This is a genomic window from Pseudomonas sp. S36 (genome assembly GCF_016647875.1).
GTDB classification, from domain to species: domain Bacteria; phylum Pseudomonadota; class Gammaproteobacteria; order Pseudomonadales; family Pseudomonadaceae; genus Aquipseudomonas; species Aquipseudomonas parafulva.
This window is the reverse complement of sequence record NZ_JACVVG010000034.1, coordinates 22,106-42,702: the sequence shown is the minus strand read 5'-3', so window position 1 is coordinate 42,702 and position 20,597 is coordinate 22,106. Positions and strand designations below refer to the sequence as shown.

General features: G+C 60.3%; 14 protein-coding genes. 4 read left to right on the top strand and 10 right to left on the bottom strand.

Annotation, left to right across the window (positions count from 1 at the left end):
- Positions 1–135: 135 nt before the first annotated feature.
- Together IAE36_RS17795 and IAE36_RS17790 are read left to right on the top strand one after the other, a co-directional pair.
- Positions 136–1,158: an alcohol dehydrogenase catalytic domain-containing protein gene (locus IAE36_RS17795; RefSeq protein WP_201213795.1), complete on the top strand. Its 1,023-nt coding sequence runs from the start codon at positions 136–138 to the stop codon at positions 1,156–1,158.
- A 3-nt stretch (positions 1,159–1,161) separates the two neighbouring features.
- The gene (locus tag IAE36_RS17790; RefSeq protein ID WP_201213794.1) at positions 1,162–2,652 is read left to right on the top strand and encodes a class I adenylate-forming enzyme family protein; all 1,491 of its coding nucleotides are present in this window, start codon (positions 1,162–1,164) and stop codon (positions 2,650–2,652) included.
- Between the two features lie 87 nt (positions 2,653–2,739).
- Here IAE36_RS17790 and IAE36_RS17785 read toward each other — a convergent pair whose 3' ends face one another.
- Positions 2,740–3,516 (bottom strand): IclR family transcriptional regulator, encoded by a 777-nt coding sequence (locus IAE36_RS17785; RefSeq protein WP_201163124.1) that lies wholly within the window; start codon positions 3,514–3,516, stop codon positions 2,740–2,742.
- A 383-nt stretch (positions 3,517–3,899) separates the two neighbouring features.
- Between IAE36_RS17785 and IAE36_RS17780 the strand changes: the two genes are divergently transcribed.
- Complete coding sequence (locus tag IAE36_RS17780; protein WP_201213793.1) at positions 3,900–4,403, top strand: hypothetical protein; 504 nt, start codon at positions 3,900–3,902, stop codon at positions 4,401–4,403.
- A gap of 19 nt (positions 4,404–4,422) precedes the next feature.
- Here IAE36_RS17780 and IAE36_RS17775 read toward each other — a convergent pair whose 3' ends face one another.
- The 9 genes from IAE36_RS17775 to IAE36_RS17740 all read right to left on the bottom strand — a co-directional run bounded on the left by IAE36_RS17775 (position 4,423) and on the right by IAE36_RS17740 (position 15,256).
- A complete protein-coding gene (locus tag IAE36_RS17775) occupies positions 4,423–5,064 on the bottom strand; it encodes a helix-turn-helix domain-containing protein (RefSeq protein WP_201213792.1) in 642 nt (213 codons plus the stop codon).
- Positions 5,065–5,067: 3 nt separating this feature from the next.
- A complete protein-coding gene (locus IAE36_RS17770) occupies positions 5,068–5,229 on the bottom strand; it encodes a hypothetical protein (RefSeq protein ID WP_201213791.1) in 162 nt (53 codons plus the stop codon).
- Positions 5,230–5,425: 196 nt separating this feature from the next.
- Positions 5,426–6,190 (bottom strand): hypothetical protein, encoded by a 765-nt coding sequence (locus IAE36_RS17765; protein ID WP_201213790.1) that lies wholly within the window; start codon positions 6,188–6,190, stop codon positions 5,426–5,428.
- Between the two features lie 64 nt (positions 6,191–6,254).
- Entirely contained in the window at positions 6,255–7,532 is a 1,278-nt protein-coding gene (locus IAE36_RS17760; protein WP_201213789.1) for a bifunctional O-acetylhomoserine aminocarboxypropyltransferase/cysteine synthase, read from the bottom strand.
- A gap of 105 nt (positions 7,533–7,637) precedes the next feature.
- The gene (locus IAE36_RS17755) at positions 7,638–9,134 is read right to left on the bottom strand and encodes a Fic family protein (RefSeq protein WP_201213786.1); all 1,497 of its coding nucleotides are present in this window, start codon (positions 9,132–9,134) and stop codon (positions 7,638–7,640) included.
- A gap of 171 nt (positions 9,135–9,305) precedes the next feature.
- Entirely contained in the window at positions 9,306–13,400 is a 4,095-nt protein-coding gene (locus IAE36_RS17750; protein ID WP_201213784.1) for a DEAD/DEAH box helicase, read from the bottom strand.
- Between the two features lie 387 nt (positions 13,401–13,787).
- Complete coding sequence (locus IAE36_RS17745; RefSeq protein WP_201163131.1) at positions 13,788–14,051, bottom strand: DUF3077 domain-containing protein; 264 nt, start codon at positions 14,049–14,051, stop codon at positions 13,788–13,790.
- A gap of 83 nt (positions 14,052–14,134) precedes the next feature.
- Positions 14,135–14,377: a hypothetical protein gene (locus IAE36_RS23725; protein WP_236409003.1), complete on the bottom strand. Its 243-nt coding sequence runs from the start codon at positions 14,375–14,377 to the stop codon at positions 14,135–14,137.
- A gap of 360 nt (positions 14,378–14,737) precedes the next feature.
- Positions 14,738–15,256: a GNAT family N-acetyltransferase gene (locus IAE36_RS17740; RefSeq protein WP_201213783.1), complete on the bottom strand. Its 519-nt coding sequence runs from the start codon at positions 15,254–15,256 to the stop codon at positions 14,738–14,740.
- 202 nt (positions 15,257–15,458) lie between these two features.
- On the opposite strand from IAE36_RS17740, the gene IAE36_RS17735 reads away from it, so the two are divergent.
- The gene (locus IAE36_RS17735; RefSeq protein ID WP_201213782.1) at positions 15,459–20,582 is read left to right on the top strand and encodes a RecQ family ATP-dependent DNA helicase; all 5,124 of its coding nucleotides are present in this window, start codon (positions 15,459–15,461) and stop codon (positions 20,580–20,582) included.
- Positions 20,583–20,597 lie beyond the last annotated feature (15 nt).

The following is a 20,597-nucleotide window of genomic DNA, read 5'->3' as shown; positions in this document are numbered from 1 at the left end:
GCTCAAAAGAAAGAAAGACGCTTTGCCTCTTGCAGGTTGGCGTCAAAGTGAGGAAAACTTAATTGATGTCCACATAGCAAACAATATGTTTGTTATATGAACATCTTCTTAGCAGATCGAAAATGGTTATAAAAAATGAAAGCGATAGTACTAAAAGCCTTCGGCGGGCCGGAGCAACTGCAGGTGCAAGACGTACCCACGCCGACGGCCGGCCCGGGTGAGGTACTGGTTCGCGTGCATGCCGCAGGCGTCTGCCACCACGACCTGCTGCATCGCGCCGGGCACCTGCCGGGGGCGCATACCGGCGTGGTGCTCGGCCATGAGGTGGCCGGCGAAGTGGTCGAAGTGGGCGCGGGGGTGGCGCAACTGAAGGTGGGCGCACGGGTGGTGGTGTATCAGCGACGCTTCTGTGGCCAGTGCCGCGATTGCCTGCGCGGGCGCCAGGACCTGTGCCGGGCGCTGGGTCTGCCGTCGGTCGACACCGAAGGCGCTTACGCCGAGTACCTGCGGGTCCCGGCGATCTCGGCGGTGGAGTTGCCGGATGGCCTGGACTACAGCCTGGCGGCGCTGGCGTCCTGCCCGATCGCCACCAGCGTGCGTGCCTTGCACGGTGAAGGCAGCCTTCAGCCCGGCGAAACGGTGCTGGTCAACGGCGCCAGTGGCGGTCTCGGTGCTCATCAGATCCAATTGGCGCGTGCCTTGGGCGCACGGGTGATCGCGGTCACCGGCAGCGCCGACAAGCGTGATTTGCTTCACCAACTGGGGGCCCATGACGTGGTGGTGGCCAGTGGCGGCTACAGCGCCGAGGTGTGGAAACTCACGGGCAAGCGTGGCGTCGATGTGGCCATGGAAAACCTCGGCCATACCCTGGAAGACACCCTGCGCAGCATGGCCCTCGGCGGCCGTGTGGTGGTGCTGGGCAATGTACAGCCTGGCAGCGTTGCGGTGAACCCGGGGCTTTTGATCGGCCGCCGGCTCAAGGTACAGGGCTCGGGCAGTGCGACCCTGGAGCAATTGCGCACGGCCTTGGCGCTGATCCATGGCGGCCAGGTGAGGCCGCTGATCGACCGCGTGCTGCCGTTCCCCCAGGTGAGCGAGGCCCATGCGCTGCTGGAGTCGCGCCAGGTTAGCGGCCGTATCGTCCTGAGCGGGTGGTGAACAATGGATATCAGTACTCTGCTGGACCAGGCCGCCCGCAAATGGCCGGATGCCCCGGCACTCAGCGACCCTGGCCGGGGTCGCCGCTTGACCTTCCTGCAACTGGACCAGGCACTGACCGCCTTCGGCCAGGCGCTGGAGCGGTCGGGCGTGGGTGAAGGCGAACGGGTGGCGCTGCTGGCCGATGCCGGAATCGACTATTTGATCGCCGACTATGGCTGCATGGCCAGCGGCCGCGTGCGAGTGCCACTGGACCCGGCATTGTCACCGGCCGAATTGCTGGCGCAGTTGCGCGATGCCGGCGTGGCATTGTTGCTGTTCTCTGCGCAATACGCCGATGTTGCCGCCGGTCTGGCTGGCGAAGGTATTCGTTGCCGTGCGCTGGAAGCCCTCACTGAAGCACCTGGCACGCAGTTGCCCGCGCGCGTGGCGCAGCCTGCGCAGGCGCTGGCCTCGCTGAACTACACCGGCGGCACCACTGGCGTACCCAAGGCAGTCATGCACCGTCACGACAGCCTCTGCGCGGTGCTGCAGAACATCGTCATGGCCCGCGGCGCGGTGCCGGGCGATGTGCTGCTTAACGTGCGGCCACTGTGGCCGATAGCGGCGGTGGCGGTGCTGGCCCACCTGCTCGGCGGCGGCCAGGTGGTGCTGGGCGGGCGCTTCGACAGTAAGGCCTTCCTGGGGCAACTGGCACAATGGCGTGTCGCCTACAGCTCACTGGTGCCCACCCAGTTGTTGCGCCTGCTGCGCGAGAGTGGCACTGCAGCGGCGCAGCTCCCGTATTTTAAGAGCCTGGATATCGGCGCAGCGGCGCTCACCGGCGAAGTGCTGGAGGGCGCCTTCAGCCTGTTCGACGGGCGCACCGCCGTGCTCTATGGCATGACCGAAGCACCTTGGAGCTGCTACCTGCCAGCGGCACAAATGGCAGCACTGCGGCATGCCGGCGAAAGCGCAGAAGGCGTGGTAGGGCGGCCATTGTTCGCCACCGCAATGCGTATACACAGCCCCGACGCCAATGGCATTGGCGAGATCCTCCTGGCCGGGCCGCACGTCATGGCGGGTTACTGGCAGCAGCCTGGCCTGACCGGTGAGGTGATGGTGAGCGGTTGGCTGCGCAGTGGCGATCTGGGCCGTCTTCGTGCCGATGGCCAGCTTGAGGTGCTAGGGCGCTGCAAAGACATCATTCGCAGCGGCGGCAAGTCGGTGCAGCCCGGGGAAGTGGAGCAGGCGCTGCTCAGCCACGGCGCCGTGCGCGAAGCCCATGTGTTCGGCCTGGCGGATGTGGAGTGGGGCGAGGAGGTGTGTGCGGTGGTGGTACTGGAAGCCGGGCAGGTGGCGACGGCAGATGCGCTTGCGCAACATTGCCGCGGGCTGCTGTCGCGCTACAAGGTGCCCCGCAAAGTGTGGTTCATCGATGAGCTGCCCCGCTCGCATTACGGAAAAGTGCAGAAAAAGCGCTTGTTGGAACTGCTCGGGCCAGTGGCTGGCTAAATGGCCGGGCATGCTCTTTACCGTTGAGCGGCCCCGTGCGTACGGGGCTGCAGCCAGGGGCGCTTCAGCGGCCCGGTTCCCTGTGGGCTAGGTGTTCTCCAACTGCGCTGCAATGCCCTCGCATGCCCGCCGTACATGGGCCGCCAGTGGCGAGCCAGGGTCGGTTTCTTCTTCCATACCCAACCCCGCTACCACCACCGCGCCCAGCGCCTGGCCGGTGTCGACGCAGATCGGGAACGCCACCGACGACAACCCCGGCTTGAATTCGCCATGGCCAAACGCAAAACCCTGGTTGCTGCGTATACGTTCCAGTGCAGGCAGTGCATTGGCGTAACGCGCTTCGCCCAGCACTGCCAACGCGGTGGCCTCGCTGTACGTGGCAAGTACCGCCCGGCCGCTGGGGCTGCCTTCGATAGGGAACTGGTCGGCCAGGTCGACGATGACGTTCAGTGGCGTGGTCGGGGTCCACATGCGTTCAATCAGCACCACCTGGTCGCCCACGGGTACTGACAGCGAGACGATCGCCGGCCGCTCGCCAATCACCCGCTGCAATTCGATGGCGTAGGGCAACGCAAGGCGGCGCAGGTTAAGGCGGTTCAGGTAGGCGGCGGAGTAAATCAGGCTTTCAGGCCCGATGTGGTAGGTGGCGCCACGGGACTGGATAAGGCCCCAGTAATGAAGGGTCTTGAGCAGCCGATGGATGGTGGAGCGTTCGATACCGGTCTGCCGCGCCAGGTCCAGTGCGCTGGCGCCATGCTTCAGGCTTGCGAGTGTGCGCAGCAGCACGATAGAGCGGTCAATGACCTGTACGCGCCCGCCGCTGTCCTTGCTGCCATGCACGGCTTGAGTCGAAGAATTGTCCATCGTGTCAGTAGTTTCCAAAAGCGGGTGATCTGTCGGCGCTGGCCGGTGGCCAAGGGTAGCGGTGATCGATGGCGGGGTGAAGCGCCGGTACACAAACCAGGCAGGTGTTTTTGAGCCAGGCTTAGATCAAATATTCACCTGGGTTATGAGCACAGAACGATTGGCGATATGGATGACGCCTGTTCACTTGCAGTTTAAGAGGCTCATTCTGCTATCAAAGCGTTTTTATCGCTGAAGCATCTGTGTGTGCCGCTAACCCATTCAAACATCTGTTGCGGCGAAATTGCCCGCTGTTGGCCTGTCACCTTGCCCCAGTCCACGCTGGCCCTAGAATCGGCGCATCAACTTCACACCCTATCATCGAATTGAAGAGGACTTTCACCATGATGAACGCAATGCAGATGCAAATGCCGATGAGCGCCAACATGCCGATGATGCCAATGATGGGCATGCCGATGATGATGGCCACCATGACCTGCCAGATGGCGGACGATGGCATGATGTGCACCATGAAGCCTGCTGCCGGCATGGACATGGCGATGTTCCGCAACACGGCCGAAATGATGCAGATGATGATGAACTGCGGCATGCCGATGATGATGCAGTGCGGCAACCTGTCGATGATGGGCATGTCCCAGCCCGCCATGGGCATGATGATGCCGATGATGGGCGCGATGGGCGGCATGTCGATGATGCCGATGATGAAGTGCATGATGGAATGCACGCTGGTGGGCGATAGCATCACCTGCAAGATGATGCCAATGGCAGGCATGAGCATGGAAATGATGAACAACTGCTGCATGCTGATGATGAAGATGATGAACGATTGCAGCCTGCCGATGATGATGAGCTGCAACGGCATGCCGATGATGTGCTGCACCTGTTGATGTAACTGCGCCCCGGCGATTAGTCGCGGCATTCTGGGTGGATAACCACCAGATAGGCCACCGCCTCACTGTCCACCGGGTTTCGGTAGCAGTGGGGCTGGTCCGCATAGAAGATGATGGAGTCGCCGGTGGAGAGTAGAAACCGCTCTTCGTTCACGCTGACCTCCAGCGCACCTTGCGCCACCACCAGGTTTTCACGCACGCCCGGCCCATGGCCGCCAGAATGTTCTTCCCCGAGCGGGCCGACCCGCAACTCGTAAAATTCTGCCTGATGGCGGGTGTCGTAGGGGTATAGTGCGCGGCTGACAAACGCACCGCTGGCGCTCACCAGACGCTTGCTTTGCCGCGCTGGTAGCACTGTCACGCCTTCGCATTCGCGCTGCTCAAGAAACGCCGCCACCGAAACCTTCAGGCCGTGGGCAATCTTGCACAAGACGCGGATCGACGGCACGCTGCGGCCCGATTCTATTTGCGCCAGCATCGCCCGGCTCACCCCGCTGGCACGCGCCAGGGCGTCCAGTGACAATTGCCGCTTGGCCCGCAGGCGTTGCAGGTTGTTGGCCACTCGTTGGCCGATGCCGTCATCGTCGGGGCTGGCGATTTCCGGCAGCGCAACCGGGTTTTCAGCTGGGGTCGCCACAAAAGAACTGGGGGTGTACATGGCTCAAGCCTGGCGCGGGGCTTTGGTGTGGATGCTGCTAGCCACAGGCTGAGCGCTGAAGCCGAACTGTTGTGCATACATCGCCCAGAGCAGACGCCCGTGCTGTTGGGCCAGCTTGCGTTTGCGGTGCAGCGTTAGGTCGATAACGGTGGCAGTGGGGCTCATGAGAAATCCTTGGGAGCGGCGTGAAGACAGTGCCAATACTACGGATCTTTCATATAACTCATAATATTAATTATCGATTTATAAATTCCATAATCGAATATTAAGCATTGATGTTGCCTGTTGTATTTGAGTTAACCCGGCGTCTGTGACGCAGGGCCGTCCAGACGGGGATGACCCAATGCAAGCGCGCGCTTGTTCACCTGCGCCGCAACACCGCCGCCAGCGCCACGGTCAGCATCACGGCACACCCCATGGCCAGGCTGACCGCAAGCCCCACACCCCACGCCTCCAGTACCCCCGCCAACACCAGATAAAACGCAATCACCCCCACCGCCCCGATCGCATTCCCCCGCACCATCGCGGCCATCCCGGCGCGCCCGCTCTGCAAATGCGCGAACACCACCAGCGGCCAGGCAATCACCGGTATCGGCGCCAGCATCCCGCTGGTCGCCGGGCCCAGCCAGTTGGCCAGGCTGGTGGTAACCATCAGCAGGGAAGTGGCCGACACCATGCGCAGGGGAATCTCCCAATAGCGCTGCCGAGACAGCGCCATGGCCTCTGGCTTGGGCTCGCTCCCACTGGCGTTTATCAACACGGCAATCAGCAGCAGCGCCACGCCAATCGACAGGTACAAACTGCCCCAATGGGTAAAGGCATAGGCAGCCACGCCATAGAACAGTATCGCCAGCCCCACGGCAGCGCCCACGCCTAGCCTGCGCGTGGCGAACAGGTAGAAGGCATAGGTTGCCTGCACCCCCGCCAGCCCGCCCAGCGCGCCAGGCACGGCCCCGAGGGCGAATGCTGTGCCTTGTTCCAGGCACAAAAAAGTCATCACCAGTGCCGAGGTGATCGGTAACCCGGACAGCAGCCCGCCCAACAAGCCGCCCCAGCGCCGCGAGGCGAGGGAGATGGCCCACATCAGCAGCGGGGTGACGATGAGTTTCAGGTAGAACAGGGTCATCGCAAGGCAATCCGGTTATGCAGAAGTGACGCCCGCCGTCGGCATTGGGTAGGGCGCAGGTGAGTCAACCGCGGCTGGCCTCCAGGGCCTGGGCCAGGTCGGCGAGGATGTCGTCGCTGTGCTCGATGCCGATCGACAGCCGTACCATGTCCCGTGGCACGCCGGCCTTTTCCAGTTCTTCGTCGTTGAGCTGGCGGTGGGTGGTGGAGGCGGGGTGGCAGGCCAGTGACTTGGCGTCGCCGATGTTCACCAGGCGCAGCACCAGTTGCAGGGCATTGATGAAGCGCGCACCGGCCGCCTGGCCGCCCTTGATGCCGAACGATAGGATCGACGCTGGCTTGCCGCCGGTGTAGCGCTGGGCCAGTGCATGTTCGGGGTGGTCGGGCAGGCCGGCGTATTTGACCCACGCCACTTGCTCGTGGCCTTGCAGGTAGCGGGCAACCTTCAGGGCGTTCTCGGTGTGGCGTTCCATGCGCAGGGCCAGGGTTTCCAGGCCTTGCAGAATCATGAAGGCGTTGAACGGTGCCAGCGCCGCGCCCGTGTTGCGCAGGGGTACCACACGGCAGCGGCCGATGAAGGCGGCGGGGCCGAAGGCTTCGGTGTAGGTAACGCCGTGGTAGGACGGGTCGGGTGTGTTCAGTAGGGCGAAACGTTCTTTGTTGTCGGCCCAGGGGAATGCGCCGGAGTCGATAACGATGCCGCCGATGCTGGTGCCGTGGCCGCCGATGTACTTGGTCAGCGAGTGCACGACGATGTCGGCGCCGTGCTCGAACGGCCGGCACAGCACGGGGGTGGCGACGGTGTTGTCGACGATCAGCGGCACGCCATGGCGGTGGGCGGCCTCGGCCAGTGCGGCGATATCCACAATGTTGCCGGCAGGGTTGCCGATGGACTCGCAGAATACGGCCTTGGTGCGCTCATCGATCAGCGCCTCAAGGGCGGCGATGTTGTCGTGGGCTGCGAAGCGGGTGGTGATGCCCATACGCGGCAGAGTGTGGGCCAGCAAGTTGTAGGTGCCGCCGTACAGCTTGGCCACCGAGACAATATTGTCGCCAGCCTCGGCCACGGTCTGGATGGCGTAGGTGATGGCGGCCATGCCCGAGGCCACCGCCAGCGCGCCCACCCCACCTTCCAGGGCGGCCATGCGCTGCTCCAGCACGTCGTTGGTGGGGTTCATGATGCGCGAATAGATGTTGCCGGCCACCTTCAGGTCGAACAGGTCGGCACCGTGCTGGGTGTCGTCGAAGGTGAACGAGGTGGTCTGGTAAATAGGCACCGCCGCGGCCCGGGTGGTGGGGTCGGAGGTGAAGCCCGCGTGGAGGGCGAGGGTTTCCAGCTTCATGCGATCAGTCCTTGAGCGTGGGTGGAGCGATCAAGCATGCGGCGGGGCGTTGAGGCGGGTCAAGGGTGGCCGGGGTAGGCCCTGTCTGCCTTCAACCACATGCAGTCAGAGTCGTTCGACACGTGCTTGGTCGCGAGCAAGCACCTGTTGCGCTGTCTGCTCCAGGAAATCGAATACCGCCTCGGGAACCCGGTAAAGGTATTGCTTGCGCCGATTGTTGGATACCACGCCACCATTGCTCAGGCACATCATCACCAAATTAGCCAAATCGCTGCCCCGAACATCGAACCGGTCGTCTACAGCTTTGTAGACAGCATCGTAGTTTTCCAGGAAGGCTGTTTCATCACGCAGTTCATTTTCCAAGGCGCGCTTGGCCATCAGGCACGTGAATAACACGCCAGGGGTCGCATCCCAGAACCGGTACACGGCATCAGCCCCTATGAATTCAAAGCTGAACTGCTCGTGGTCAATCCAGCTCACGCGCCAAAACTCCCGCACCGGCCTGGAAAAGGCTTGGAGTGTGGTCAGGTACGTGCGTTCATCTCGTTTCATGGCGACAGACACAGGCAGAAGAAGGCCGTCATCCAGCGCCCCGGACTGGCAGAAAGCCTGGTGAATCAAGAACCGCGACAGGCGACCGTTGCCATCCATGAATGGGTGAAGAAAGACGAAGCCGAAAGAGGCGATCCCGGCAACCACCAGCGGGTCAACCTGGGTTGGCGCCTTGTTGGCAAACCGCATCAGGCTTTCCATCAGCTCCCGGCACAACTCGGGAGGCGGGGGCACGTATGTGACGCCTGCAGCGCCATGCATCCCATTACTCAGGTGGTTCTGCTCATGCCTGAACGCCACTGCCAGATCCAGCGGGTTCGTCACAGTAGCGTTCTGCAGGTTGACCAGGTAGTCCTCGGTCAACGGTTGGCGTTCGTGAGCCTGACGCAACAACCGGATGAACCGGCGAGCTTTGTCTTCGGTTGGCGCTTCTTTTTCAATAGCGAACGAGTCTTGGGTTTCATGGAGGTATGCCCAGTTGATAGCTCGGTCCATCATCATCGGTGGCAGCGATTCGATGAATGCCTTGGCTCTGCCTAGAATATCGTGTGCCAGAAGCGTAGATATCTCAGGGGTTAGCTCGACAGTGGCGCAGTACGACAGATCTCCCAGCCCGTTGAACTCTACCCGCCATTTGGAGTTTCGTTCACCGGGCTGGGTAATGTATCGCTGCGTATCGAACAACGGGACGAATACCCCGCGCACCGGCGAAGGCTGCATGATCTCTTCACCGGTGAACGCTTCTCTGAGGTAGCAGGCTTTGCGGATGTACACACCGTTTGGGGCCGCCACAAGCGCTGCCACGAAATGCTCGATACCGATCCGAGGCAGGGCTTGGGCGAGAATCGAGAGGTTGATACCCTCGTGCTTGAGTGCAAAAAGCACATGCCCTATGAGGTCGTCTTCCGCAGGCGCCAGCCGCTGCGGCACAGCGAGCGTATTGCCGATCACTTCAATCCGTGTGACCGGTTGAACGCTTGCAGGGCGGTTGAGTGCAACAACGTCCAACCGCAGCCTTTCGTGTAGCAGTGAATAACCGGCTGCTCGCATGTACCTTTCCTTCCGTTCGAGGGCGAGCGTCAATATTTTCTTGACTGGACGCACAAAATCTTGAGATTTAGCGATTATGCCGATTTTTTCTTCACTTTCCAGTTGGAGGCGAAGTGCCGGTTAGGTCGCACTGCCCTGATTGCCAGCCGAGCTGGCCCTACGCCCTAACAATCACCCCAGCGACCCCGCAAGCAGCGCCAGCAGGGCATCGGCATCCAGCTTGGCACTCACTTCGCCACCCTCCAGCAGGCTGTCAGCCAGGTCTCGTTTGCGAGCATGCAGGGCAACGATCTGCTCCTCGATGGTGTTCTCGGCTACCAGCCGGTAAACAGTCACCGGCCGCTGCTGGCCGATGCGGTAGGCACGGTCACTGGCCTGGTCCTCCACTGCCGGGTTCCACCAAGGGTCGAGGTGGATCACATAGTCGGCGGCGGTGAGGTTCAGGCCGCTACCGCCAGCTTTCAGGCTGATGAGGAAGACTTCACCCGCGCCAGCTTGGAAGGCATTGACGCGGCTTTCCCGCTCCTTGGCGGGCACGCTGCCATCGAGGTAGTGGAAGGCGATGCCTTTTTGCTCAAGCCAGGTACGCACGATACTCAGGTGATCGACGTACTGGCTGAAAATCAAGGCCTTGTGGCCATTGTCCAACAGCTCTTCGATGATCGCAGTAACAGCCTGAAACTTACTGCCCGGCAGGGTCGAGCCGGGAGTCACCAGCGCCGGGTGGCAGCAGAACCGTCGCAGGCGGGTGATCTCCGTCAGAATCTGGAATGATCTGCCTGCCCCGGGGGCCAGATCAGAAACGTTGTTCACCGCTTGCTGGCGAAGGGCTTCGTAGAGGTGAGCTTCTTCATCGGACAGCGGCACTTTGTAGGTAATCTCCGTGCGCGCGGGTAGCTCATCAAGCACCTGGCTTTTCAGGCGGCGCAGGATGAAGGGCTGGATGAGGGCTTTCAGAGCGCGTCGGGCTGCTGTGTCGCCCTGCTCGATGGGGGCGGCGAAGCGGCTGTTGAAGTGGTCCTGGCTGCCGAGCAGCCCTGGGTTGATGAACCGGAACAGGTTCCACAACTCGCCCAAGTGGTTTTCCAGTGGGGTGCCAGTGGCCACCACGCGGAAACCGGCCTGCAAGGCCATCACCGCTTGAGAGCGTTTGGTCTGGGCATTCTTGATGGCCTGGGCCTCGTCCAGCACAACGCTGTGCCAGTGGCAGGCGGCGAACGCTGCGCTGTCCTGTTGCAGCAACCCGTAGCTGGTGATCACCAGGTCACCGGCGCCGAGGCCTGTCAAATGGCGGGTTTGCTGATACAGATGCAGTTTCAGTTGCGGCGCGAAACGCCGGCTTTCAGCCTGCCAGTTGAGGGTGACCGAGGTCGGTGCCACCACGAGTTGCGGGCCACCGGCGGCGCGCTGCAACAGCAGGGCCAGCAGTTGCACCGTCTTGCCCAGGCCCATGTCATCGGCCAGGCAGGCACCGACGCCCCATTGAGCCAGGCGTGCCAACCAGGTGAAGCCCTCATGCTGATAGGCGCGTAGGTCGGCCTGCAGGGTACGGGGGAGCTGGGGCTGATAGCCGCGCATTGCCTGCAGTTGTTCGAGGTGCGCCTGCCAGCTTTTATCGGCCTTGAATTCGCTGACTTCGTCGGCAAGCCCGGCCAGCAACGGGGTAGTCAGCGGGCTCAGGCGAAGGCCTTGGTCCGTGACCCGATCAGCCAGATACGCCAGCTCCTCAAGGCGTGTGCGCAAACGCTTGTCGAGTGCCAGCCAGTCCCGTTGGTCGAGCTTCAGGAAGCGCCCGGGGCTGGCCTTGAGCAGGTCCAGAAGCTGGCGCAGTTGCAGCACTTTGCCGTCATCGAGTGCGATCTCGCCTTGCAGGATGAACCAGTCACTCTGTTTGCGCACGCCCAGCTTCAGCGCGTCGAGGTTCAAGCGGCCCTTGATGCGCAGGCGCTCGCCCTCTGGCCACACGCAGTGCAGCAAGTTGCCGTCCAATGCTTGCAGTTCGCCGAGTACCTGCAATGCATACTGAGGCTGGTCCAGTTGCCACTCCTGGCCATCGCTGTTGGCGTTGGCCAGGCCCGGGCAGGCATGCAGCACTTGTTGCAGTGCCTGGCGTTCGCCCGCCAGGTCGCGGCACACCTGCAAGGGTTTGCCGTCGCGCTCGCCAAGCAGGTTCTGCGCGCCCTGGCCCGGGCGAAACCAGCTGCTTTCGGCCAAAGGGCGTACCAGCAGCTGCAAGCGCAAACCCTCGGCCAGTGGCAGCAAGTGCGCATACAGGCGCGTATCGGCAGGCTCGTGTTCAAGGTTTACCGCGAGCTCGGGCAGGTCCGAATGGATGGGGAGCAGCGGCGCGATGGCGCTGACGGCTTCGAGCAGTTGCGCCTTGCCCGATTGCGGTACACGCAGGCCGTCGCCAAGGATCTTGGCGATCTGGCGCAGATCGCTGTTGACCGAATAAATTTGCAAACGGGTCGGTGTTTGCTGATGGAGGTAGAAGGTGTCGGCAGTAGCGATACCCTGCGGCTCGAGACGCACATGGATCTGCCCCTCCTCGGCTTGAAGGTGCAGGCTGGCTTCGCCTGCCTGAAGATCGATACGTATGTCAGGGGCATGTTGCCAGAACAACGCCGGGTGCCCCACCAGCCTGGGCAGGGCCCTGCCGAGGGGTAATTCGTACTCGACGTGGGAATAGTACGGCTGGCTGGCCTGGATAACGCTGATTACCTGTCGGTCTTGCTCGCACAGAAAACCCAGGCTGTCGCCCTCATCCATCAGGCGTTTGAGTGCCACAGGGCGGCCCTTGCTCCATTGCCCCTTGGCACCCAGTTTCTGCTCGCGCGGCTCAAGCTGGTTGCCATAGCGATCAAGGCTCAACAACCACACCAACCGGGCGTTCTTCTTGCCAGCCGTGGCCACTGGTGCATTGGCCGGTTTCAGCTGGCTCAGAGCGCTAAGGGCATGCTGCCAGGCTTCCTGGCGCTGCAGCAGCGCAGCCAGTGGTTTGAAACCGGCATCATGGTGCAGGTCATGAAGCTGGCGGGGCACCCCGAATTGCACCGCGACGAGGGCGTCGAATTCTGCTGCCAGCCAGGTGTAACCTTGTTGATCGAGTTCGCCGCGGTAACGTTCCAGCTTCGCGCGCCAATCGGGCCCACGTGCCAGTGGGGCATCCAGCCAGTACAGCGCCAAGGCGAGCATTAGCCCATCCAGGCCATTGAGCGTGGTTGCCCGCAGGTACGACACGTCCGGCGTGTTGCCTTGCAGTTGCTCGAACACCTGATACAGCGCGGAGTACGCGCTGCCGTAGTTTTCCTTGGTACCTAGAACCAGTGCCTGTTTGAGCGCAGCATAGTGCTGGCTGTCGTTTTCAGCGATCAGCGCCAGGCAGTACAGCGCATTGAGCAACGGCGGCAGGTCGATTTTGCGTTTTTTGGTCTGTTTGCGCTGATCGGTCAGCCACGCCCGCAGCAATTGCAGGGTCTCGTTGGGCTGGCCGCGCAGCATCGTCTGCAGGCACTGGGTGGTCATGGGCAGCGCTTGCTGGCCATGGTCTTGCAGCACCACCCAGTCGCCACGCCAAAGCGCCTGTTGGATCAGTTGCAGGCACAATGAGGGGCCCGGCCTGAGTGCCATCTCCTGCTTGGCCAATGCATAGCTCTCGGCTGCCGGCCCCAGCAGGTCGTTGTTCAGGCGCAGGTGATCCTCGATCAGCAGCCGGCGTACGGTCTCGTCCAGTTGCCCGATCACTTCCCGCCCGGTGGCATCGTACTGCAGCAGTTGCATAGGGTGCTGCGCATGCCACTCGCTCACGGGGCACAGCCTGTACAGCAGGTACAGCGACTCGGGCAGCCGCTGGCTGTCACCGCTCAGCAGGCGTAGCCAGAGTTCTTGCAGTACGCGAGGTTTGCCAGGCGTTTGCCATTGCCCGAGTTCAGGCAAACTGGCTTGGATCTGATGCAGGCACAGGGTCCCTTCGGCTGTGCCCAGCAAACTGAGGAGTACGTTGCTACGGCACTGTGCCGTCACGCAAAAATATATCCCTTCGTTGCGCTGTTCTACTTCCACCCAGCCCAGGCTTTGCAGCCACTCCAGCGAGGCGGGCAAGTTGCTGGCGTCTAGCAGCCTGCCGTTATCGTGACGGATCTCCATGGTGCGCAGCAGTTTGATCAGCGCGGTCTTGCCCTTGCCAGGGAACGACGTTACCAGCACGTAGAGCACAGCTTTGCAATGATCAGGCAGTGCGTGGAAGGAGAGCGGGAGAAGGGACATCCTGGATCTCTGTAATGCGGTTGTGGCACGGGCGCCGTTGTTCAAGGTACCGGGTGAAGCCTGTTTAGAGGCCGGCCATTGGCAGCAACTAGTGTGCTGATGCGGTACTTGGTTTGGAGTGATAAGAATCCGGTGAAAGAGGATAGCACCAGGTAGTGATTCAATGCGGGCGTTTGCTGGGTCGTACGTTTGCGGGAGTGAAATGGCCGGCACCGCTTTGTGGTCTTTCGGCGGTGCAAAGTTGCGCTTATGGTTCAAGCTGTCGACCGTATCAGGAGGCGAAGATCTGACCCTAGAGCGTCGCTTACCTCACGAGGTGTGCAAAACGGTCAGCCTTCAAAACCGGCAATGACGGGTCTTGAAGGCCATAAGCTCGCTGAGTCCAACTCAGCGCATCATCCCCAGCTCGGCATCATCCAGCAGCGCCTTGGCCAACGCGCACAGATAGTGCGACGCCCATATCAGCTGGGGCTTGTTTTCCATCAGGCCATCCAACGTCATGTCCCTCGCGTAGCCCATGAGCTCCGAGGCTTGCTCTCGTGCGCTTTGGCAAGGAATGCCAGGCTCGATACGAAATAGAGGGTGAGTTTGGTTGGAGCCCTGGTAGAAGGTGGTTTTACCAACGGTGAATTTGTTTTCTTCAATGGGCACTGTGGTCGCTCTCCGAAGCACTCCGCGGTCTGGTACTGGCTACCCTGACGGGCGACAAGCCCAGGCGTCAGACAAAGAAATCGTTAATGCCAGGATCTCGGCTCGGATCGCACCTGCACCTGAATCAATGCAGCCTCGAGCAATGCTCGGAGCGTTTCCAGTTCATGCATTGACGCCATCATCAAGATGGAGGCAGGTGACTTGGGTTGTAGCATCATTGCCTGCTGCACAACGGTCGAGGCGCAAAGGGCGTAATCAGTAGCTTGGATCAAAGTATCTTCGAGCGACTGGGGCGTAGTGGGCGGATCAGGGACGATTTTAAGCATCGGACTGTGTTCTCGGTGGGGCCACCGCCAACCCGCTGTCAAACGGAAAGGTGGCAGCTGTGCATGGGTTGACAGACCGGCGAACACAGAAACCGGCGCACGCAAGCGTGCCCCATGCACAACCGCCATGAACGGGTGGGCGCTGTATATCGTCGCGGCCTGTCAAAGCCGGTCGTTGATGTGCAACGACGAGCCGAGACTAAAACGGCGAAAAAAGGATCGCAACGAATAACAGGGTAGGGGAGTATCTTTGGGAAACGCCCTACAAGGAAGGGCTAAATTCTGATTTTTCTCGCCGGCCGGATGCTTGCTGCCAACAACCTCATTTCTCGGTGGCTGGGAGGCTTGAACATTGTGTATTCAAACCACCGCCCAAGCCATGGCACACCGACTGTTCGGAGCAAATCCGTGTTGGTATTCCTCACTCAATATCGCCGCAAGTCTCGGATCCAGCTCGTGAGCGGCGATCGCCTCAAACCCCATGCGCGCATAAAACGGCGCATTCCACGGCACGTTTTTGAATGTGGTCAGCGTTACGGAACCCAGTCTGCCTGAACGCGCATAATCCTTCGCTGCCTCCATCAGGCGCCGTCCCGTACCTTGGCCCTGCATGGATTGCATTACGGATAGTTCATGGACGTGTAGATCATTGCCGTGTTGCTCGGCGCTGAGAAACCCTTGTGGCCTGTTTTCGGCATCCAGTGCAACCCAACATGTCGACAGCGCGATGAGTGGGTGATGACGCGCGATGGGCATTGGCGGCGAATCAGCCAGCCAGCTCAATTCGGCAATCTGGCGAAACGCCTGAGCAGCGGATGTTTCGATGGCAGGTAAAAGCTGCGCGTCTTCCGGTACAGCGAGGCGGATCATTGCGGGCATACTGTAGGCTCTTTCTGCTCTGTAATGGGCTCATGCGACTTAGCAATTTTACGGGGCGAAGGCGTTGGTTTCTGCCAGGTTGGTAGCGCGCCTTTGATTGCTACTGGGATCAAAAATAATGGCATGATTGCCGTGATCAATCATCAAAGCTCTCCGGCTCAGCGATGATCGCCGGAATAATCAAGCAGGGAATGCTCGTTCGATGTCGTCATTATCTCAGCCCAAGGCCCTGTTACTGGACCTTGAGGTGGTTCCGCCCAAAAACCATCAGCCTGCTCGCATAACGATGGTCGGGGCGCTCCGGCCTGACACCGCCGCGGAACTGGAACTGAAGGTTTCCACCAGCCCGGCCGCAGCGCTGCTACAAGTGGACGCGTTGTCCGCGGGGGCTGGTTACGTTCTAGGGCACAATGTCGTTGAACATGATCTACCCCTCTTGCGCGAACTCTCGCCTGGTATGGCCTTGCACAATCTGCCGGTGATAGACACCTTGCGTCTATCGCCACTGGCGTTCCCGCAAAACCCTTACCACCGGCTTATCAAGGATTACAAGCTGGTCCGCGATAGCCTCAACTCGCCGTTGTCGGACTGCCGCTCCACGCTGGTTCTTTTTCAGGACCAGCGGCAGGCCTTTGCCCAATTGAGCGAGAATAGCAAGGCCGAGCTTCTTTGCTACCAAGCGTTGTTGGCACCCGACGCAAAAACCGAACTGGGGGCTTTGTTCGCTTCCTTTACCGGGCAAGCGCCGCTGGGGTTAGCCGAGCTTCGTGTACAGCTTTCACTGGTACTTCACGAAGCGGACCCCTCTCAATCGCGCGATTTGAAGGTATGTCGAGCGCGCCTGGAACAACTTTTAGAAGACGATCTGCAGCAAGCGCACTTGCACTGGCCACTGGCCTACGCGTTGGCCTGGCTCCGGGTTTCAGGCGGGAATTCAGTGTTAGCGCCTTGGGTTCGCCATCAGTTTCCAGAGGCAGGTCGACTGATCTTCGAACTGAGGGATGTACCGTGTGAGCGGAAAGACTGTCAGTATTGCCAGACGACGCATGATCCGCGTCATGAGCTGAGGCGCTATTTCGGCTTCCCAGATTTTCGGTACGAACGGCCGGGTGAGAGTCTTCAGCACGATATCGTTCTTGCCGGCATGCGTGGGCAGCATGTACTGGCCATTCTGGCGACCGGTGGGGGCAAGTCACTGTGTTACCAATTGCCGGCGTTGAATCGGTTTCATCGCAACGGCAGTCTGACGGTTATCATTTCACCGCTGCAATCCCTGATGAAGGACCAGGTGGACGGGTTAATAGAGCGCAACGTCCAGTGCGCTGCTGCCCTCAACGGCCTGCTCACCCTGCCTGAGCGCGCTGACGTACTTGAGAAGACTCAAATGGGCGATGTCGGCATTCTGCTGGTATCGCCGGAACAGTTTCGCAATAAGGCGTTCCGGCGCGCGATCCGTCAGCGGCAGGTCGGGGCCTGGATTTTTGATGAGGCACACTGCCTGTCGAAGTGGGGGAGCGACTTCCGCCCCGACTATCTCTATGTGTCACGCTTTATACGTGAATACACAGGTGATCAACCCCTCGCGCAGATCGGTTGCTTCACCGCGACGGCAAAGCCTGACGTGCTGGCGGATATCCAAAGCCACTTCCATGAAAGCCTAGGCATCGAGTTCAAGATCTTCCCTGGCGGCCACGAGCGAACGAACCTGCATTTTGACGTACTGCCCTGCGCCAAAGCAGAGAAGTGGGCACGCACCGACGGGCTACTGCGCGAACATCTTGATGCGCAGGATGGGGGCGCCGTAGTCTTCGTTTCCAGCCGTAAAAGTGCTGAAGAGCTGTCCGACTTTTTAATCGGCCAAGGCTGGTCGTGCAAGCATTTCCATGCGGGCCTCGAGCCGAATACAAAGACCGATATCCAGGATGATTTCAAGGCAGGGCAACTGAGAATCATCGTTGCCACCAATGCCTTCGGTATGGGCGTGGACAAAGCCGATATCCGCCTTGTCGTGCATGCTGACATCCCCGGCTCGCTGGAAAACTACCTGCAGGAGGCGGGCAGGGCTGGCCGTGACCAAGGGGACGCACGTTGTGTGCTGCTGTACGACCCGCAAGACATTGAAACTCAGTTTGGAATGAGCGAACGCGCCAAGCTCAGCATCCGTGACATACAGCAAATACTGCGCAAGTTGCGCATTGAAAGTAACCGACGCAAGGGCGGCAAGTTGGTCATCACCGCCGGTGAGATCCTGCTGGATGATGAGGTAGAAACGAGTTTTTCTGCCGATGAGCGCGATGCCGAAACCAAGGTCGTGACGGCGGTGGCCTGGCTTGAGCGTGGCGACTATCTCAAGCGTGAAGAAAACCATACGCAGATATTCCCCGCGCGGCTGGATGTCAGTGAAGACGAAGCCGAGAGACGTTTGCTGAAGGCGAACTTGCCTCTGAGGCGGTTGGAGGAGTTCAGGGCGATCCTGCGTTTCCTGTACTCCGCTGATGCAGACGAGCGAGTGAATACCGATCAGTTGATGAAATTGACCAGCCTGGAGTCTGAAGAAGTCGCCACCGCCCTCAAGCAGCTCGAGGAAATGGGGCTGCTGGTCAACGATTCTCAAATAACACTGTATGTGCGCCATGGCATAGCAGGTGCATCAAGTCAGCGCCTGCGAAACACGCTCGAATTGGAGAGGGCGCTGCTGCAATGTTTGCCAGAGATGGCGCCAGACGCCGAGCAAGGTGGCTGGCAGGACCTGAATTTGCCGGCACTCACCGCTGAACTCAAGGCGACAACTGCGCTGGAAGACCTGCTGCCGCTGCATGTGTTACGGCTGTTGCGCAGCCTTGCCCAGGACCACGATGCGGATGATCAGCAGCGCAGCAGCTTCGAGCTCCGCCAACTCAATCGCGATTACCTCAAGCTGCGCATCAAAGGCGGTCACCCATGGGCGAGGATCGTAGGGTTTGGGGACGTGAGGCGTACATTGGCCAGCAAGTTTCTAAACCTGTTGGTAGGCAAGTTGCCCCCTGGCATGCGTGGCGCAGATCTGCTCGTCGAAACAAGTTTTGGCGAGCTGCTTCAGGTGATCGAAAACGATCTGGAGCTGCCACATCTTATCCCGGCCGCCAGGCGCCGTAAGGTCATTGAGCACGTTCTACTTTATCTGCACCGCCAGGATATCTTGACCCTCAACCATGGCATGACGGTCATGCGTCGGGCTATGACCATCGACGTCGAAAAGGATGACAAGCGTAAAACGTTTCTCAAGGAAGACTACCTGCGTCTCGATGAGCATTACCGAGAGAAGCGCATCCAAGTCCATGTGATGCGCGAGTATGCGGAAGTGGCTTTAACGGAAATGGCCGATGCGTTACGTCTGGTGCTCGATTATTTCACCGACAGTAAGCAGGCCTTTATCAAGCGGCACTTCAACGGCCGCGAGGACGTGCTGAAACTGGCGACCAGTGAGCAATCATGGAAATCAATCATCGAGTCGCTGAGCACTACCCAAAAGCTGATAGTGGCAGACGATGATGATGTGAACAGGCTGGTGCTGGCAGGGCCGGGCTCTGGTAAAACACGTGTCATCGTGCACCGTATCGCCTATCTGCTTCGGGTGCGGCGAGTACCGGCGGCGAGCATTGTGGCGCTCACCTTTAACCGCCATGCGGCGAACGAGATTCGTAATCGGCTGCTGGCACTGGTCGGCCGTGATGCTTACGGCGTCAGCGTGTTGACCTATCACAGCATGGCCATGCGGTTGACCGGGACACGTTTTGACCGCGGCGAAACAGTACCGGAGCACGCGCTGAAGCAAGTGCTGAGCGATGCGGTAGAGCTGTTGGAAGGCAAACGCAACATCGAGGGTGAGGATGACTTGCGCGAGCAACTGCTGCGTGGTTATCGCTACATTCTGGTGGACGAGTACCAGGACATTGATGACCTCCAATACCGGCTGGTAAGCGCCCTGGCTGGGCGACACGCCGAGGAGGATGGCCGCTTGTGCATAATCGCTGTGGGTGACGATGACCAGAACATCTACGCCTGGCGTGCTACCAATAACCGATACATCGAAAAGTTCCGTGAGGACTATGAAGCAACCACCAGCTTTTTGGTCGATAACTACCGTTCTTCCCTGCGAATCATCGAGGCCGCCAACGGGCTCATAGCCCAGAACCCGGCGCGGCTGAAGGAGGCCAATCCCATTCAGATCAACCGTTCTCGGCAGGATATGCCTGCTGGCGGAGTGTGGGAACAGCTGGATGAACAGCGTCAAGGGCGGGTGTTGCGCCTGCTGATCCAGCCTGGCGACCGCGAGCACGGTAACTTGCAGGCGCAGGCGGTGATGGCCGAGTTGGAGCGATTAAGGGAGCTAGAGCAGGGCGCTTGGAACGGTTGCGCTGTTTTAGCACGCACGCATCGGTACCTTTGGCCAATTCAGGCCTGGTGCGAACAGCACAAAGTTCCTTATTTCCTGGCAGCCGACAAAGATACAACGCTTCCTCTCACGCGCCAGCGCGGCTTTATCGTTGTAATGGATTATTTGCGGGGCTTGGAGGGGGATTGTTGTGCAGCTGATGCGTGGTCACGCCTGGCTCGCACCGAGCAGTTGGCAACAGGCGATTGGATGGACTTTTTCCGCGTCGCCTTCGAGCAGATGCAAGGTGAACTGGGCGAATGCCAACTTGGCAGTGCTGCCATGGTCGATTGGCTTTACGATTACGCCCGCGAGCTGCGCCAGCAACCCAAGGGCGGCCTCTATCTGGGTACTGTCCATTCGGCCAAAGGCCTCGAGTTTAGACATGTCGTTTTGCTCGATGGCGGCTGGAGCGCCCAAGTCGATACGTTGGCTGATGAGCGACGGTTGTACTACGTCGGCATGACGCGCGCTGAACAAACCCTGACGTTAAGTGAGTTTGCCAATGGCAATCCATTCAGTTGCAGCCTGGCGGGTGACGTTCAGCAACGGACATTCCATGGGGTACCCCTCGCGGAACTGGAGCTGCGTTATCAGCAACTGTCGCTGAAACAGATCGACCTTGGCTTTGCGGGTCGCCAACTGCCCAATGCCGCAATCCATGATGCGATCAAGGGCATTCGTGAAGGGGATCCCCTAACGCTCAAGGAGGACGCGGGCTGCTATAAACTGCTCGATAGGCAAGGCAACGTGGTGGGGCGAACGGCCAAGTCATTCAAGCCTGAAAATGGTTTCGACCGCTGTGAGGTTGCGGCTGTGATGGTGCGATTCGTCGAGGATGGCGACGAGCAGTACAGGGCGTATCACAAATGTGAGCGCTGGGAGGTCGTAGTGCCCAGAGGGCGATGGTAGCCCATGCCCCATCGC